Annotated in this window: 14 protein-coding genes; 5 read left to right on the top strand and 9 right to left on the bottom strand. The window is 54.8% G+C overall.

All coding sequences use genetic code 11. From position 1 onward, the window contains the following. Window positions 1-3: 3 nt before the first annotated feature. Both ACEWZM_RS16690 and ACEWZM_RS16685 read right to left on the bottom strand, forming a co-directional pair. Entirely contained in the window at window positions 4-420 is a 417-nt protein-coding gene (locus ACEWZM_RS16690) for a cytidine deaminase (RefSeq protein ID WP_414007507.1), read from the bottom strand. Window positions 421-549: 129 nt separating this feature from the next. Continuing rightward, window positions 550-1635, bottom strand: coding sequence for a cupin domain-containing protein (locus ACEWZM_RS16685; RefSeq protein WP_414007506.1), 1086 nt, complete (start codon window positions 1633-1635; stop codon window positions 550-552). A gap of 166 nt (window positions 1636-1801) precedes the next feature. Here ACEWZM_RS16685 and ACEWZM_RS16680 point away from each other — a divergent pair, with 166 nt between their 5' ends. The 3 genes from ACEWZM_RS16680 to ACEWZM_RS16670 all read left to right on the top strand — a co-directional run bounded on the left by ACEWZM_RS16680 (window position 1802) and on the right by ACEWZM_RS16670 (window position 7880). Next, a complete protein-coding gene (locus ACEWZM_RS16680) occupies window positions 1802-4090 on the top strand; it encodes an NADP-dependent malic enzyme (RefSeq protein ID WP_414007505.1) in 2289 nt (762 codons plus the stop codon). Between the two features lie 310 nt (window positions 4091-4400). Beyond that, complete coding sequence (gene prpE, locus ACEWZM_RS16675) at window positions 4401-6290, top strand: propionate-CoA ligase PrpE (RefSeq protein WP_414007504.1); 1890 nt, start codon at window positions 4401-4403, stop codon at window positions 6288-6290. A gap of 150 nt (window positions 6291-6440) precedes the next feature. Then, window positions 6441-7880: an amidase family protein gene (locus ACEWZM_RS16670; protein ID WP_414007503.1), complete on the top strand. Its 1440-nt coding sequence runs from the start codon at window positions 6441-6443 to the stop codon at window positions 7878-7880. A 393-nt stretch (window positions 7881-8273) separates the two neighbouring features. Here the strand turns inward: ACEWZM_RS16670 and ACEWZM_RS16665 are convergent, their stop codons facing one another. Then, a complete protein-coding gene (locus tag ACEWZM_RS16665; RefSeq protein ID WP_414007502.1) occupies window positions 8274-9035 on the bottom strand; it encodes an NAD kinase in 762 nt (253 codons plus the stop codon). 170 nt (window positions 9036-9205) lie between these two features. On the opposite strand from ACEWZM_RS16665, the gene glyA reads away from it, so the two are divergent. Continuing rightward, the gene (glyA, locus tag ACEWZM_RS16660; protein WP_414007501.1) at window positions 9206-10504 is read left to right on the top strand and encodes a serine hydroxymethyltransferase; all 1299 of its coding nucleotides are present in this window, start codon (window positions 9206-9208) and stop codon (window positions 10502-10504) included. A 112-nt stretch (window positions 10505-10616) separates the two neighbouring features. Here glyA and ACEWZM_RS16655 read toward each other — a convergent pair whose 3' ends face one another. The 4 genes from ACEWZM_RS16655 to ACEWZM_RS16640 all read right to left on the bottom strand — a co-directional run bounded on the left by ACEWZM_RS16655 (window position 10617) and on the right by ACEWZM_RS16640 (window position 12771). Continuing rightward, window positions 10617-10901 carry a YiaA/YiaB family inner membrane protein gene (locus ACEWZM_RS16655; protein WP_414007500.1) on the bottom strand — a complete coding sequence of 95 codons (285 nt, stop codon included), beginning with the start codon at window positions 10899-10901 and terminating at the stop codon, window positions 10617-10619. A gap of 85 nt (window positions 10902-10986) precedes the next feature. Further along, complete coding sequence (locus tag ACEWZM_RS16650; RefSeq protein WP_414007499.1) at window positions 10987-11664, bottom strand: PspA/IM30 family protein; 678 nt, start codon at window positions 11662-11664, stop codon at window positions 10987-10989. Window positions 11665-11756: 92 nt separating this feature from the next. Further along, window positions 11757-12344, bottom strand: a complete 588-nt coding sequence (locus tag ACEWZM_RS16645) for a TetR/AcrR family transcriptional regulator (protein WP_414007498.1) — start codon at window positions 12342-12344, stop codon at window positions 11757-11759. Window positions 12345-12405: 61 nt separating this feature from the next. Beyond that, window positions 12406-12771, bottom strand: a complete 366-nt coding sequence (locus tag ACEWZM_RS16640) for a hypothetical protein (RefSeq protein ID WP_414007497.1) — start codon at window positions 12769-12771, stop codon at window positions 12406-12408. Between the two features lie 147 nt (window positions 12772-12918). Between ACEWZM_RS16640 and ACEWZM_RS16635 the strand changes: the two genes are divergently transcribed. Next, entirely contained in the window at window positions 12919-13677 is a 759-nt protein-coding gene (locus ACEWZM_RS16635; RefSeq protein WP_414007496.1) for an alpha/beta fold hydrolase, read from the top strand. Between the two features lie 547 nt (window positions 13678-14224). Here ACEWZM_RS16635 and ACEWZM_RS16630 read toward each other — a convergent pair. Together ACEWZM_RS16630 and ACEWZM_RS16625 are read right to left on the bottom strand one after the other, a co-directional pair. Then, complete coding sequence (locus ACEWZM_RS16630; RefSeq protein WP_414007495.1) at window positions 14225-15598, bottom strand: methyl-accepting chemotaxis protein; 1374 nt, start codon at window positions 15596-15598, stop codon at window positions 14225-14227. Between the two features lie 716 nt (window positions 15599-16314). Continuing rightward, complete coding sequence (locus ACEWZM_RS16625) at window positions 16315-16926, bottom strand: CGNR zinc finger domain-containing protein (RefSeq protein WP_414007494.1); 612 nt, start codon at window positions 16924-16926, stop codon at window positions 16315-16317. Between the last annotated feature and the right edge of the window lie 165 nt (window positions 16927-17091).

The following is a 17091-nucleotide window of genomic DNA, read 5'->3' as shown; positions in this document are numbered from 1 at the left end:
GGTTCAGCTCCGCTCCATATGGCCTGCGTCAAAAGCCCCCGGCAGCAAGTCACCGATTGTGGTTTCTCGCTCCACTCCATCGGTCGTAGCCAGCGTAACAGCCACATCCGCCGCACCAAATTCAGCCAATTTCTGGCGGCAACCACCGCAAGGCGGGATCGGAGTAGGACAATCCGCAATCACATACGCGGCCTCCAGCAGCGTATCCCCCGCGGCAACCATCGCAGCGATCGCTCCAGCCTCCGCGCAAGTCCCTTCGGGATAGGCGACATTTTCGACATTACAGCCCACATAGATCTTGCCCGATGCCGCACGGATTGCCGCCCCTACTTTGAAATTGGAGTAAGGCGCGTGCGCATTTTCACGAACAGCGGCGGCAGCATCTCTGAGGCTCATGGCGATTCCTTGATTTTTGATCAACTGGTCAGATTTCAAGACAATAGCGGGTTTTGCAGCGCGAGCGAAAGCCCCCTTCGTCACCGCTTGATCGACAGTATCATATCAAGCAACCAATGCAGTCATCGCCTGCCCTATTCCTCAGACGTCTGTTCAATACAGCTTGGTATTGAAAACACCGGGTAAGGTAACCTCAAGCAATTCCATATCATCGGATGGCACGCTAAGCCGGGTTTTCATACCCGGTGGGATAACAAAAGCATCCCCCTGCTCCAGTTGGTATGGCTCACGCCCTTCGCCTTCTAGCGTCACGGTACCATTCATGACAAAGGTGAAGTGGATATCCGTGTCATGGGCCGCCCACCGCGGTTCACCATCGCCGCGGCGAACAACCTGTACCCCAGCCACAGCTTTAGTGTTTTCTGCAATCGTGGTATCGCGGCAGATATATCCCGGCAGACGGAACGGGATCCACTCCGCATCTTTGGCGATGTTATAGACAAACCGTTGACCCTGCCATTCCCGCTCCCGGTCAATCTTTCCAGTTGGCAGAACCATCTCATGGTCGATCTCGGTCACATGCTCGGCCGGGACACCGATTTCAATCACCTGCACATTGTCGCTCGCCTCTAACACGCGATGACGAATTTCAGGCGGTTGAATGAAGCAGTCCCCTGCAGTGAGGCGCATCTTGTCGCCCTGATCCTCATAAACGACATCCACCCAACCATGGATGCAGAAGATCAGCTGGAAACCGACTTTGTGGAAGTGCACCATGTCCGGGACAGGACCGCCATCCGGGATACGAATATGGCTGGCAATAATAGATCCGCCTAGGCGATCCGGCACCAGATCACGGTAGTGCATCCCGGCACGGCCAATAATCCAGGGGGCCTGATCCTTCAGTCGACGCACGACAAAGCTATGCACCGTCTGCGGCATAACCAGTGGCGGATTGCGTTCTTCGATCTCAATCCGCGTACCATTGGGCGCCATCAGTCTGAGCACCCCATCTGCAAAACCCGCCGGATCATCAGTCAGAATGCGAATGGTGCCTGGGGCTTCCTCTGCACCGCGCTCAATCCGCAAACGCAGACCGTGGCCTGAGAACACACCAATCGCCGGATCATCTGCCGGATAGATCGAATCCAACTTCATCCCCAGCGTCTTGGTATAAAACGGGATGTCGTCCCGCAACTCCTGCGTTGGCAGCCGCAGCTCCGCAATCGTTTCGACCATTCTTCGCTCCCCTATCGTCTTTGACCACACACTGAAACGAAGCGTGCTTGGGTTCAAGGTTTTGCTGATAAGGCTGACACGACCTTGCCGCGAATAGCCTGTTTCCCTGACGTCAAAAGTCGTTTAACACTAAACTATATTCCCTGGAGAGTCCCTGGAGCGCCCGATGACCAAGAACCCGAAGTCCGACACCCAAACTCTGCGCGACGCTGCGCTGCACTATCATGCCTATCCCAATCCGGGTAAGCTGGAAATTCGCGCGACCAAGCCGATGGCCAACGGCCGGGATTTGGCCCGAGCCTATTCACCAGGTGTTGCAGAGGCCTGTCTCGAGATCAAAACTGATCCCGCAGATGCCGCCAAATACACCGCGCGCGGGAATTTGGTCGCGGTCGTCACCAACGGCACCGCGGTTTTGGGGCTCGGCAACATTGGCGCGTTGGCGTCGAAACCGGTTATGGAAGGCAAGGCCGTCCTCTTCAAGAAATTCGCCAGTATTGACTGTTTTGACATCGAGGTGAACGAAAGCGACCCGGAAAAGCTTGCCAACATCGTTTGCTCACTTGAGCCGACATTTGGTGCCATCAATCTTGAGGATATCAAAGCGCCAGACTGCTTCATCGTAGAGAAGATCTGCCGCGAGCGGATGAATATCCCTGTTTTTCATGACGACCAGCACGGGACAGCTATTGTCGTAGGGGCTGCCGCCAAAAATGCGCTCCATGTGGCCGGAAAACAATTTGAAGACATCAAGATTGTCTCGACCGGTGGTGGCGCAGCGGGGATTGCCTGCTTGAACATGCTGGTAAAACTAGGCGTAAAACGTGAGAATATCTGGCTGTGTGACCTGCACGGTTTGGTCTATGAAGGCCGCGCCGAGGACATGAATCCGCATAAGGCAGCCTTTGCCCAAAAGACTGACCTGCGCACCTTGGATCAGGTCATCGGCGATGCAGATATGTTCCTGGGCCTCTCCGGTCCTAATGTGCTGAAGCCCGAAATGGTCGCCAGGATGACCGACCGCCCCATCATCTTTGCGCTCGCCAATCCAAATCCCGAAATACTGCCCGATGCTGCGCGCGAAGTGTCCCCGGACGCGATCATCGCTACCGGGCGCAGCGACTTCCCTAATCAGGTCAACAACGTTCTCTGCTTTCCCTTCATCTTTCGCGGGGCGCTTGATGTCGGTGCGACGGAAATCAACGACGAGATGCAGATTGCCTGTGTCGAGGGGATAGCAGAAATGGCGCGCATGACCACATCCGCAGAGGCAGCAGCTGCTTACCAAGGCGAGCAGCTGACATTTGGAGCGGACTACCTTATTCCCAAACCCTTTGACCCACGCTTGGTGGGGGTTGTCTCCTCCGCCGTGGCGAAGGCTGCCATGGATAGCGGCGTGGCCCAGCGCCCTATTGAGGATTTGGTCGCCTATAGGGCAAAGCTAAACCAAACAGTCTTCAAGTCTGCCTTGCTGATGAAGCCCGTCTTTGAGGCTGCCAAAGCTTCGTCCCGCCGCATTGTTTTCACGGAAGGTGAGGATGAGCGTGTGCTGCGGACCGCGCAGGGCATACTCGAGGAAACCACCGAGACGCCTATCCTGATCGGACGCCCCGAGGTTATCGAGACCCGCTGCGAGCGGCTGGGACTTCGCATTCGACCCGGTACTGACTTCCAGATTGTGAACCCGGAGAACGATCCGCGATACTACGATTACTGGACCAGCTATCATCGCTTGATGCAGCGCGAGGGCGTCACGCCGGATTTGGCAAAGGCCATCATGCGGACCAACACAACCGCCATCGGTGCGATTATGGTTCAACGAGGTGATGCGGACAGTATGATCTGCGGTACCTTTGGCGAATATCGCTGGCACATGGACTATGTGAACCAGGTGCTGGGCGGCGACACCTATGAACCGCACGGCGCTCTGTCTCTGGTAATTCTTGAGGACGGGCCCCTGTTCATCGGCGATACCCACGTGAGGATTGAGCCCACCCCCGAACAGATCGCTCAGACCGTCCTGGGGGCAGCGCGCCACGTCCGCCGCTTTGGTCTTGAGCCGAAAATCGCGCTCTGCTCACAATCGCAATTTGGCAATACAAGCTGCGATTCCGGCACACGGTTGCGGGCCGCTATGCAGATTCTGGACGAGACACCGCGCGATTTCATCTATGAGGGCGAGATGAACATCGACACCGCGCTGGATCCTGAGCTGCGCGCACGGATCTTCCCAAATTCTCGGTTAGAGGGGGAAGCCAACGTATTGATCTTCGCCCATGCAGATGCCGCCAGCGGCGTCCGTAACATTCTGAAGATGCGTGCAGGCGGGCTAGAAGTCGGCCCAATCCTGATGGGTATGGGCAATCGGGCTCATATCGTCTCCCCCTCAATCACCGCACGTGGGTTGCTGAATATGGCCGCTATTGCAGGGACGCCGGTCGCCCACTACAGTTGACGCTTCACCTGCCCGTCGTGCCATCTTTTGCACGAAGACAAAACAACACAGGTGCTCCACTTAGAATCAGCGCGCCTGTCCGTCTTTCGGGATGGGTACGCCTATCGTCAATTCTCACTACGACTTTGCAAACCCAACGGCACATTGCTGTTAACTCGGCGAAACCACTCCATTTGCAAAACTTTGCAACACTGATTTCGCAAAAACTGCAAATTTTTTGCGCTAATCTGACCCTACGTAGCCCAGGGTGCTTGCCCGACGGCGATCCATACGCCTAACTCACTCCCAGGGATGAGTGAGGAGGAACCGCATGTCGTACTCAGAGGTCTATGAGAGCTGGAAATCCAATCCAGAACAGTTCTGGATGGAAGCCGCCAACGGCATCAGCTGGGATAGCGAACCAACCAAAGCCTTGACCGACAATGGAGACGGGCTCTTTGAATGGTTTTCTGATGCACGTGTGAATACCTGCTACAATGCCGTGGATCGTCATGTCGAGGCTGGCCGGGGTGAGCAGACTGCAATCATCTATGACAGTCCGATCACCCACACCAAACGTGAGATCTCCTACCTCGAGCTTCGCAATCGCGTCGCCACTCTGGCCGGGGCTTTACGCGCCAAAGGCGTGGAGAAAGGTGACCGCGTCATTATCTACATGCCGATGATCCCCGAAGCCATCGAGGCCATGCTTGCCTGTACCCGTCTTGGCGCGGTGCATTCGGTTGTCTTCGGTGGTTTCGCGGCCAATGAGCTGGCAGTCCGAATTGACGATGCCACGCCCAAGGCGATCATCGCCGCCTCTTGCGGGTTAGAACCAGGTCGCACCGTGCACTACAAGCCGTTGCTGGACGGTGCCATCGAACTGGCGACCCACAAGCCAGACTTCTGCGTGATTTTCCAGCGCGAACAGGACGTCGCCGAATTGATCGAAGGCCGGGATGTAAACTGGCACGGCTTCCAATATGGTGTAGAACCCGCCGAATGTGTGCCGGTCGAGGGCACGCATCCGGCTTATATCCTCTATACCTCCGGCACCACAGGTCAGCCAAAGGGCGTGATACGCCCCACCGCAGGCCATCTGGTCGCGCTTAACTGGACAATGAAGAACATCTACAATGTCGATCCCGGCGATGTCTTCTGGGCGGCTTCGGACGTCGGGTGGATCGTGGGTCACAGCTATATCTGCTACGCACCCCTGATCCATGGCAATACTACCATCGTGTTTGAGGGCAAGCCCATCGGCACACCGGATGCAGGCACCTTCTGGCGGGTGATCTCCGAACACAACGTCAAGAGCTTCTTTACTGCGCCTACTGCTTTCCGCGCAGTGAAACGCGAGGATCCCAAAGGAGAGTTTGTCCAGGAATACGATCTGTCCTGCCTCAAGCAGGTCTATCTTGCAGGCGAGCGTGCCGATCCAGATACGATTGCATGGGCACAGGATCAACTGAAGGTTCCTATAGTCGATCACTGGTGGCAGACCGAAACCGGCTGGCCCATCGCAGCTAACCCTCTGGGTATCGAAGAGTTGCCAACAAAATTGGGCTCCCCGGCGGTGCCAATGCCCGGCTACACGGTTGATATCCTCGACGAAGGCGGCCATCCCGTCGCGAACGGCAAGCTTGGAGCGATTGCTGTAAAACTACCGCTACCACCGGGCACGTTACCAACCCTTTGGAATGCAGAAGAGCGGTTTAAGAAAAGCTATCTCACCGCCTTCCCCGGCTACTATGAAACTGGTGATGCCGGCATGAAAGACGAGGATGGCTATCTCTATATCATGGCGCGCACCGATGATGTCATCAACGTCGCCGGGCACAGGTTGTCGACCGGCGCAATGGAGGAAGTGCTTTCAAGCCATCCAGATGTCGCCGAATGCGCAGTCATCGGTGTCGGCGATAGCCTCAAAGGTCAGATGCCGCTTGGTTTTCTCTGCCTCAATGCCGGCTGCGATACACCACATAATGAGGTTGTCGCACAGGTCGTCAAACTGGTGCGCGAAAAAATCGGCCCAGTGGCAGCCTTCAAACTGGCTTGTGTGGTGGACCGTTTGCCCAAAACGCGATCCGGCAAGATCCTGCGCGCCACCATGGTGAACATCGCTGATGGCACCGATTGGAAGATGCCCGCAACCATTGATGACCCTGTCATTCTGGATGAAATCACTGTTGCACTGCGGGGCATGGGTTACGCCCAGTAGCAGCGCATACCGTTCCGACATCTGACCCATGCACAAATAAATACCTTTCCGACCAATACCCCGCCCTCGTGGCGGGGTTCTTTTTGCAATATCCGCCCCCTTGCATGTCCCGCATCGCTCTCTAGTCTTCTGGCCGAGGGAGACATACGAATGAAAAGTAGCGATATCTGGCAACTAAGCGCTGTCGAACTGGCCAAAAGCACCAAAATTGGTGACATCACTGCCGAAGCAGCGGTACAGGCTTCGATTGATCGAATGGCGCAGGTAAATCCGGATCTGAACGCCGTCGTCGTGGATCTAAGCGACGATGCAATTGTTCGCGCTCGCGCGCTGGACAAATCGCGTACTGACGGGAAACCCTGCGGTCCGCTGCACGGCCTACCTGTGACAATCAAAATCAACGTTGACCAAGCAGGTCATGCCACGTCCAACGGCGTGAGCGCGCTGGTGGATCTAATTGCTCCGGATGATGCCCCAGTGGTGAAAAATCTGCAGGATGCCGGTGCCATCGTGATCGGCCGTACCAATACGCCCGAGTTTTCTTTTCGCGCTGATACCGACAATCCGCTGCATGGTCGTACACATAACCCATGGGGCAGACATATCTCGCCCGGCGGGTCCTCCGGCGGGGCCGGCGCGGCTGTTATGGCCGGTATCGGAGCATTCGCACATGGCAATGACATCGGCGGATCGCTCCGGTTTCCCGCCGCCGCCAATGGCGCCGTGACCGTGAAACCCGGTCTTGGTCGTGTTCCGGCTTGGAACCCAAGCCAGACTGTAGAACGAGGCATATTGGCCCAGAATATGTCTGTGCAGGGGGTAATAACCCGCTCTGCACGGGATCTCCATCTGGCGATGCCAAGTCTGATCGCTGCTGATCCGCGTGACCCGTTCCATGTGCCTATGCCTTGGAACGGTAAGACACAGGCCACACCGGTCCGCGTCGCCTTCTGCAAGGAGACATATGGCTATGCCCTCCATCCGGAGGTCGACGCCGCACTTGACGATGCACGGGCAGCCCTGATTGATGCGGGTTATCACGTTGAGGAGGTCACCCTACCGGATGTCTTCGACGCAGGCCGCACCGGGTATCGCGCATTGATGGGCGAGGTCTACGCCCTGATGAAAGGCGATGTAGATGCGGCGGGATCACAAACGGTGCGCGATATCTTCGCAGTGTATTTTCAGGAATTTTCACCGTTTTCTGGGGTGGAATTGCTGCAGATGATGGCCAAGCGCACACAATATGCGCGAGACTGGTCATTGTTCATGCAACGTTTCCCGCTCGTGCTGACCCCATTCCTGCCTCAGCCATTTTTTAAACCCGACCGCGACACCGAAGGCGCTGCAGGAGTGCACGAAGTATTGGGTTGCGCTTTCTACTCATATGCCATGAACTTTCTTGGCCTCCCGGCAGCCTCGGTCCCAAGCCGTCTTGCACAATTGCCCACCGGGCCGCAGCCGATCAATGTTCAGATCGCGGCTCCTCGATGGCGCGAAGATTTAGCCGTGGATGCCTGTATCGCTATTGAAGATCGTATCGGCTGCATGTGTAAGCCACTGTGGGAGCAAATGCGCAGCAGAATTTAGCCGCATAGAAATCTGACAGCCTTTTGAAGTTCACAAATTTCCTCGACGTAAAAAACCGGGGCTCGGTATGCGCCGACCCCCGGATGTTCCGATACCACCGGATACTCGTCTACAACAAACACCATACAAGGATTGCGAAACCATCGCCCCGGCGTTTCGCCCCCTCGTGGATCCAAACTCGCACGGCTCATATGAACAGCACAGCTCAAATAGTGGTCGAAATGTTAAATAGGCGGCCGATGGCATCCCGGTAGATCGTTGCGCCACTCATCGGAAACGCTGTGCCCTATGGCTGTCATCGCTGGCACCGGCCGTTTGATAAGTTCGAATATCGCACAAAATTGTGATGTCTTCAATCACAAACATTGATGAGAACATCGAGACCTACATCGCTCAGGTGAACTGTTCGGAGATCAATCGTTCTTCCAAGCCATGGCCAGGGTCAAACAAAATCTTGTGGCGGATCTTGGTCTGAGTGGCAATTTCCACTTGCACGACATTGGCAAAGGAAACGGAATCCGCCGCCGCGATCACTGGGCGCTTTTCAGGCTCCAGCACATCAAACCGCACGGTCGCGTTGCTGGGCAGCAAAGCCCCGCGCCAGCGGCGTGGGCGGAAGGCTGCAATGGCCGTCAGCGCAAGGACGTCCGAGCCAATTGGTAAGATTGGACCATGGGCGGAATAGTTATAGGCCGTGGAGCCGGCAGGAGTGGAGACCAACGCACCGTCACAGACCAGCTCCGCCATTCGCTGTCGTTCATCGACCGAAATCTTCAGCTTGGCCGCTTGCGGACCAGCCCGAAGCAGGGACACCTCGTTGATGGCAAGCGCCCGATGTCTTTGCCCCTCAATATCCAATGCGCCCATGGACAGCGGATTGATGATCTCTTCCTCTGCAGCCATGAGCCGCGCGATCAGATCAACTTCGCTATACTCATTCATCAAGAAACCGATAGTGCCACGGTTCATGCCATAAACCGGAGCCGCCAGATCAATGGTGTCATGCAGTGTATCCAGCATAAAGCCATCACCGCCTAAGGCGACAATCACGTCAGCCTCTTCTTTTGCCGCATTGCCATACCTGGCCACCATCGCGGCATGTGCTGACTGCGCCACCGGAGCCCGGCTGGCCAGAAAGGCGATTCTCGTGGTCATCAAATCTGTTTCCGGTGTTACGCAATTCGTTCCGAAACAATCACAGCTTTCCCAAGATTGCCAGTCTTGCCGCTCTCAGCGGGGATTTCGTCGCATTCCGGGCTTTCAGGGCCTAGGTGTTTCCGATAGGAAATCTCTCAAATGGAATGCCAACTCATGGAGCCAGCAGCATGACCGAGACCACCTCCCGCGACCCCGGATTTTTCACCCAATCCCTCGCCGATCGCGATCCCGAACTGTTCGGTTCAATCTCAGACGAGCTGGGGCGCCAGCGCGACGAGATCGAGCTGATTGCATCAGAAAACATCGTTTCTGCCGCCGTTATGGAAGCGCAGGGCACTGTTTTGACAAATAAATACGCTGAAGGCTATCCAGGCCGTCGCTACTACGGCGGTTGCCAACACGTTGATGTTGCGGAAAATCTGGCCATCGACCGCGCCAAACAGCTGTTCGGTTGCGAATTCGCCAACGTACAACCCAACTCAGGTTCGCAGGCGAACCAAGGTGTGTTTCAGGCACTAATCAAACCCGGCGATACCATTCTGGGTATGGATCTGGCCTCCGGAGGTCACCTGACCCATGGCGCGCGCCCCAACCAGTCTGGCAAATGGTTCAATGCAGTCCATTACGGCGTACGCGAAAACGACTGCCTGATCGACTATGATCAGGTCGAGGCCCTCGCGGTTGAGCACCAGCCCAAATTGATCATCGCAGGTGGTTCCGCCATCCCTCGCGTTATTGATTTCGCCCGATTCCGCGAGATCGCCGACAAGGTTGGCGCTTATCTGCATGTCGACATGGCACACTTCGCCGGTCTTGTTGCCGCGGGAGAGCACCCATCGCCGTTCCCCTATGCGCATGTTGCCACAACAACCACGCATAAGACCCTGCGCGGCCCCCGCGGCGGCATGATCCTGACCAACGACGCGGATATCGCAAAAAAGGTCAACTCGGCGATCTTCCCCGGCATTCAGGGCGGCCCGTTGATGCATGTGATCGCAGCCAAGGCGGTTGCCTTTGGTGAGGCATTGCGCCCCGAGTTCAAAACCTACCAGCAGCAAGTGCGTGCCAACGCCGTTGCCCTGTCTGATCAGCTGATCAAAGGCGGCCTGGACATCGTAACTGGCGGTACAGACACCCACGTCATGCTGGTTGACCTGCGCCCCAAAGGCGTGACCGGCAATGTCGTGGACAAGGCGCTTGGTCGTGCCCACATCACGACGAATAAGAACGGCATCCCCTTCGACCCTGAGAAGCCAACCGTGACCTCAGGTATTCGTCTGGGTACTCCCGCGGGCACCACCCGTGGATTTGGCGAAGTAGAATTCCGCGAAATCGCCGATCTGATCATCGAAGTTGTCGATGGTCTTGCGGCGAATGGCGAAGAGGGCAATGCAGCAGTCGAGGCTACGGTACGCGAAAAAGTATCTACTCTCTGCGCACGGTTCCCGCTGTACCCGAACCACTAAGCCTTTCTGAAAACGTATTAAAGCCGCCGCGGCATCTAGCCCGCGGCGGCTTTTACTTTTGGACAGTTTCCTGCCTTAGCAGGCTTGCCCTTCTAGAATGTTGTTTGCCGGATCATAGCGGTTTGGTCTCGGCCAGCGCTTCTTCCAGCATTTTCTCGTTACGTGCATCTTCGATCCGGCGAATGCGGTCTTCGCTGGAACGAATGTCAAAGCGATACTTCACAACGTTTATCAGGCTAAGCGTCAGCAACATGATACCCATGCCCCAGAACCCTTTGGTGGCAAGTGGCACATCGGTGGAGAGCCAGAGCGAAATACCAAGCATCCCATAGGCTACAGCCACGCCGGCCACGTTAAGGGTAATGATCAGATTGTTATCGTTGCGTGCGGTGGTCATTAGATCTCTCCGAGTTGATCGTCTTGTGTAAAAATCGAATAAGAAGATAGCATCACACCAACTACGGCGGTCGCTATCAATTACCTCAGTCTTTTGTGGCCAAGCGCGCCAGCACATCGGCAGCGGTACTGCGAGTTGGGGCTCCGAACCCAGCATCGGCCAGATCATCAGCGACCGCACCGTGGCTCAGCCCGGTTTCGATGTCCTTGAGGATCTCGCTTTGCTCGAACGGATCTTCAGCAGACATCACGCGCCTGATCAGCGCCTCCGCCTCGCCCAACGTATCCGCCGCGCCACCATTCCGCATGATATCGGTGTGGGCACCTTGTGCCTTGCGGGTCGCCTGAGCAGCGATAGCCCCTTGTTTCAGGTCGATTAGACGGCGATGGCGGGTCTCAACCGACTGGCGCAGCTGCAGAACTCGTTGTTCCAGCATATCGACAGTCCGCCGTCGCATCGCCTGCTCATTCTCTAATTCAGCAATAGCTGTGGCTGCGGTCTGCGCAAGATCCTGACGGTCTTCCGCGAGGGCTGCACGTGCCCGCTCAACCAAATCAACGATCCGCGCTGTTACTGTATCCAGCTGCCGTGTCTCCATGCGGGATTTCTGGATCAACCCAGCCAACGCTTGTTTCGCATGGGTTAGATCTAACTCGCTGCTGCGGACCTTCTGATCGATCAGTTCAATCGCATAGGTATCCGTTAAGCGGTCTTCGGCGCGGGCATCAATGCCTAAGATCAGGGTCTTAATCGTGGCGAACATGGTTTCCTCCAAAATCTGAACAACGTTCATAAATCTGGTATAGAAAACTTATGAACGCCGTTCAAGTAAAATTATGAACAGTGTTCAAGTTTTTATGTAAGGCGCGATAATACCTCGGAAATCATGTGCTCAATCTGATCGGTCGGAACCCCGGAAATGCGATTTTCCAGCCCGAGCAGCACGATTCCATGCACAGATGAGAAAAGCGCCCGCACCATCAGCATCAGATCCTGCGGCGCTTTTTCGGGAAAAAGCTCTGCAACAGGCGTAGCAATATTGGCAAACAGATCTTCTAACGCCTCACGATACCATTCAGGAATCTCGGTCTCCTGCGCCCTGACATCGAACAACGCCCGCCAAAGTCTTGTATTGTCGGCTGCAAACCCGAGATAGGCGTTGCTCATCAGGATCAATCGATCCGTCGGCGCAGCGGTTTCCGCACCGACGAGCGACTGCCGAACCGCCTGCCCTAACGCCTGGAATGTACGCCCATTAACAGACATCACTATGGCATTCAAATCTTCGAAGGCATTATAGATTGCACCAACGGCGCAGCCTGCATCTGTAGCCAGATCTCGTGCCCGCAATGCCGCCGCCCCATCCGTACGAATACGGATCTCGGCGGCTGCTACCAATTTCTCACGCAAATCTTGTTTACGGATCTCAGCCTTACTCGCCATCTGCACCCCCACCTTGAACCACGTTCAAGATACCGGCTCAGGCGGCAAAGTGAAAGAGAGATTACACGAAACCGCGCCAGCGCAATACCACTATCAATAGCACAGCAACGATGATCAGTGAAAACGCCATTGACCCAAAAACATCAAGCACTCGCCCGCGACGCCTATCAGCCAGATCAATCGCTTTTAGATGCTTGATCACCTCGCGCGCAGCGCGTTGCAAGGGACCTTGATCCAACGTCAAGCATAGCTTCGGATGAGCCAAAAGGGGCTGCGCATCCGCCAAGAGCATGCCTTGCCGGTAAATCCGCCGAGGCAAACGCCGTCGAGCCCGTTTCAAGGCGGCGGCAAGATCGCCCCCAGCATGTTCGCGGTCTTTTAGCAGATCCTGAACCTGTTCGATATCGCTGAGGAGTGTATCTGCCATGAGATGTCCAACGTCTAAGAAACTGCGGGCACATTAGCCGCGCTTGGCGGTACTCTCAATGGGTGGAGCTCGCCACTTAAACCTACAGGGCAATCCTCCGCGCAAAGGGGGCTGGCGACCCTGCAGCCGGGGCGTTATCACAGTGGCATGCTGAACACGATCCGCCATGGCGCCCCGACAGATAAGCCTACATTGATGATTGCGCATGGGCTCTATGGCTCTGCCCGCAACTGGGGAGCCATCGCCAAGCGGCTCTGCGATGATCGAGACGTCATCGCCATCGATATGCGCAACCACGGCAATAGCCCCTGGACCGACAGCCATAGCTACCTCGACCTGGCCAATGATCTGGCAGAGGTGATTGAAAACCACGGAGGGCCAGTCGATATGATTGGCCATTCGATGGGCGGCAAGGCCGCGATGACTCTGGCCCTTAATCATCCACAAGCAGTACGCCGCCTGCTGGTTGCTGATATCGCTCCGGTCGCCTACCAGCACAGCCAAATCCAGTTCATCCACGCTATGCGCAAGGTCGAGCTGAGCAAAGTCGAGCGCCGCTCAGACGCCGAGGGCCTACTGTCAGAGTTGGGTGTCGAGAAAGCCCTACGGAGCTTTTTTACGCAATCCCTCGACTTACCCAACAAACGCTGGCGCCTCAACTTGGATACGCTGGAACGAGATATGCCCAAGATTATGGGCTTCCCCGAAACGGATGCCCAGTGGGATGGCACGACCCTGTTTCTCTCCGGCGCCGCGTCCAACTATGTCCTGCCTGAACATCGCCCACTGATAAAAGCCCGGTTTAGTCAGTCACATTTTGCCAAGCTGCCAGATTGTGGTCATTGGCTCCATGCTGAGAACCCCCGCGCTTTTGTAGCAACAGCCCGCAGCTTCTTTGACGCCTGAACACTCTCGCACATGCTCGTTTAATAGCAGATCAGCCTTGGTAGAGCCTTCGGACGAGCAGATAGGACACTGAAAACCTAGTAAAAAGCCCACAACTGCTGCTATCGAAATTGCCTGAAAGATGCGTAATCCCCAACCAGAACCGTGACTACTGCAGCACCTGCAAGGCTCCTTCCGATCAAGGAACAAAGGTTGGATGCAAGGTGGATCATTGTAGTTACGCCTGTCATAGGTCCGCCAACATCATCTCTTGTCGCCTCTTTTGACCACGGCACAACAGTACCGGCCTTTGATCCAGATCAGGCTTGGGCCAATTAGGTAGATGGTCACAGCCCCTGCGTTCGCTTTATTAGCACTGCCCTCAGACTGTGCATTAGCCCATAAACAAAACTGCCGCACGTGCCTTAGCGGCACGGCGGCAAACTTTAAGGATGCGTTGCCGACGAACGCGGCCAGGGTTACACTTGGTCGGTATGTTGGCGATGGCAGGCAAGCCGAACTTCTGACGAAGCCTCAGCCAGACCTTTCCATCGTGACGCCAACAATCTTAGCCGGAAGCACGCATACCGAAATTTTGCGCGCCAGCACCATTGTTGGAGTAGGAAACGACGTTCTGGTTGCCGGACGCCGTTTTGAAGATCGAGATCTGGCGGGTCAATTCGTTGGCGTCATTCGACAACGTCTGGCTGGCAGCAGTCGCCTCTTCCACCATGGCGGCATTGTGCTGGGTCACTTGATCCAGCTGACTAACGCCCGTGTTGATCTCAACAAGGGTCACGGATTGCTCGGCGGCACCAGTCGCGATCTGACTGACGTGACCGGAAATATTGCTGACACTGCCAATGATCTTCTGCAGCTCTTCGCCCGCCCGACTTACTAGTTCCACGCCGTTACCAACGTATTGTGAGCTTTCGGTGATAAGCTGCTTGATCTCACCTGCTGCATCGGAGGAACGCTGAGCAAGAGCACGAACCTCAGAAGCCACAACTGCAAAGCCACGCCCTGCCTCACCAGCGCGGGCAGCTTCAACCCCCGCGTTAAGCGCCAGCAGATTGGTCTGGAATGCAATGTCATCAATGACTGAGATAATCTGAGAGATTTTGCCCGAAGACTCCTCAATCTGCGACATCGCCGTCACGGCATTATTAACGACTTCGCCACTTTCCTCGGCGGTCGTGCGGGCATTGCTGACAATATCTTCAACCTCGCGGGCGCCATCTGCCGCAGATCTCACTGTCGACGTCAACTCTTCGATTGCAGCGGCTGTTTCTTCCAGCGTTGCGGCCTGCGTTTCCGTACGATGCGACAACTCGTCAGAGGATTGGCTGATCTCCGCTGCAGTGCCTCCTACCGCCTCCGCCACTGACTTCACTGTTTCAACAGCTGTGTTCAGTGTATTTTGTGCTTTGTTGAATGCGGCGCAGAGCACTTTCATATCAGCCAGGTCGGAAGGCTGAACCCGATAACTCAGATCTCCTTGGCTTAGCGCCTCAAGGCCATTTGAGATATCTTCAACACTGTTTTGGCGCGCGGTGATGTCTGTTGCTAGCTTGATCACGCGTACAGTCTTGCCTTCTCCATCAAGCACCGGCGCATAGGTTGCTTGAATCCAAATCGTTTCACCGGCCTTAGAAATGCGGGGAAATTGATCTGTGAAAAACTTCCCTGAGGCAAGTTCTTTCCAAAAAACCTTATATTCTTCGCTACGCGCATACTCGGGATCCACAAACATGGAGTGATGATTGCCTACGATCTCATCAAGATCATATCCGACAGCTCCCAGAAAATTGGCATTCGCCTCCAGGATTGTTCCATTCGGTTCGAATTGGATCATGGCTTGGGTTCGATCGATCATATCAAGGATCGATTGCCCTTTCGTCGACTCATCTTGCTGCTTTTTCGCACTACGTTTGAAGAACATCGTTAACCTCGGCCATACATTGAAAATCCACACATAAATCAATATCGAAAGTTTCTTGAACAATTATTAACTCTGGAAATAGCCGCGGGCCCAGAAGATTCAACCGTGAAATTTTAGGCTTCTAAATAAAAAATATATATAAATCAAATACTTAATATTGCTCAAAAGTATCTAAAATCACGCTTATTCACTATAGTCCAGTTCCAGTCATATTTTTTACACTGCAACCATAAGATTATCCCAGATACAACAAATAATCCTTAAGTGTTATGCGCTTTACTCCTCGTGATCGAAACCCTCGTAGGAGCTCTACAATTGGACAACCCAATACGGGCGTCAGTTGGTACAAATCGCCCGTAGTATGCAATGACGTACATCATTAATAGTGATTTAACAGCTTTGCGACAGGTATGTCCGTTGAGCCTTCGCTACCGAAAAGGCAAGGATATCACCTTCATAGGTTTTCATCCCTTGATTGGAATCAGAGTGCTTTGGTGACTTTGTTGCGCAAATCGCGGTTTGAACAAGTTCCCCACTATTCCGGACGGCCTTACCCTGCTGGATCTGTGACAAGTATGCCAAAACCCGTATAGCGGGTTGAGCACGGCGACACGGACCTGAATCTCAGTGACCTGCTTGTCGAAGCCTCCGGCCATGATGCGAGGGTTGGCGTCTACTAGATCGCGCATTCCAAGACCAAAAGATCTATCATGATATTAGGAACGCTTTCGATAAGCCGCAGCTTTGGCGCGATTGCCGCAAACCTCCATGCTGCACCAGCGCCGTTTGTGGTTCTTGCTTATGTCGTGGAAAAATAGCGTACAGCCGGACCCTTCGCACCGTCGCACATGCTTCAGATCAGCTTGTGCGACGAACTCGGCGCAAGCTGTAGTGATGCGTGGCAATAGATCATCGGCGCATTGAATTTCATGTATGATTTTAAGCTCAAACCCTTTGTCATTGGATCCGCTGGGGAAAAGACGCAGCAATTGCTTTCCCTGACCCATTAAGCGATTTAGCTTTATGATCATTTGATGATCGGCGGGAACCTGTTTGTCCTCAATGATATCGCTGACAAAGCTGCGAAAATCCTCCCGGAACGCCCGAATGTCCTCAGCCGCCAAATCAAGTGCAGTGCGGTGTTTGGGCTGTCTCAGTACGGACTGTTCGTCCACTGTGATAAGGCCTGCCTCGACCAGCCAATCCAGAACGTCCGCGCCCGATGCGAGCCACTCAAACTCAACTGATCTTGGTGCTGCTAAGGAATTGATAAAATCCAGCGCCGTGCTGTCCCCAATGAAGAATGGAGCCGGGCGCGCATCTATCATTGTGATTGAAACTCCTCTCAAACTCCCCGCCATGGACGGTCTTTTAACATAACCCCCTAAGTATAGTTTTGAAAGTTAATTTTCCACAATCGACGTACAAATAAACGTGACTTGTCAACGGCTCGGTCTTGCCACCAAAAGTAACTGTCTAAAATAATTTTTAAC

This window comes from Phaeobacter cretensis (assembly GCF_047372505.1).
Classification (GTDB): domain Bacteria; phylum Pseudomonadota; class Alphaproteobacteria; order Rhodobacterales; family Rhodobacteraceae; genus Phaeobacter; species Phaeobacter cretensis.
This window is presented reverse-complemented; position numbering and strand designations above follow the sequence as displayed.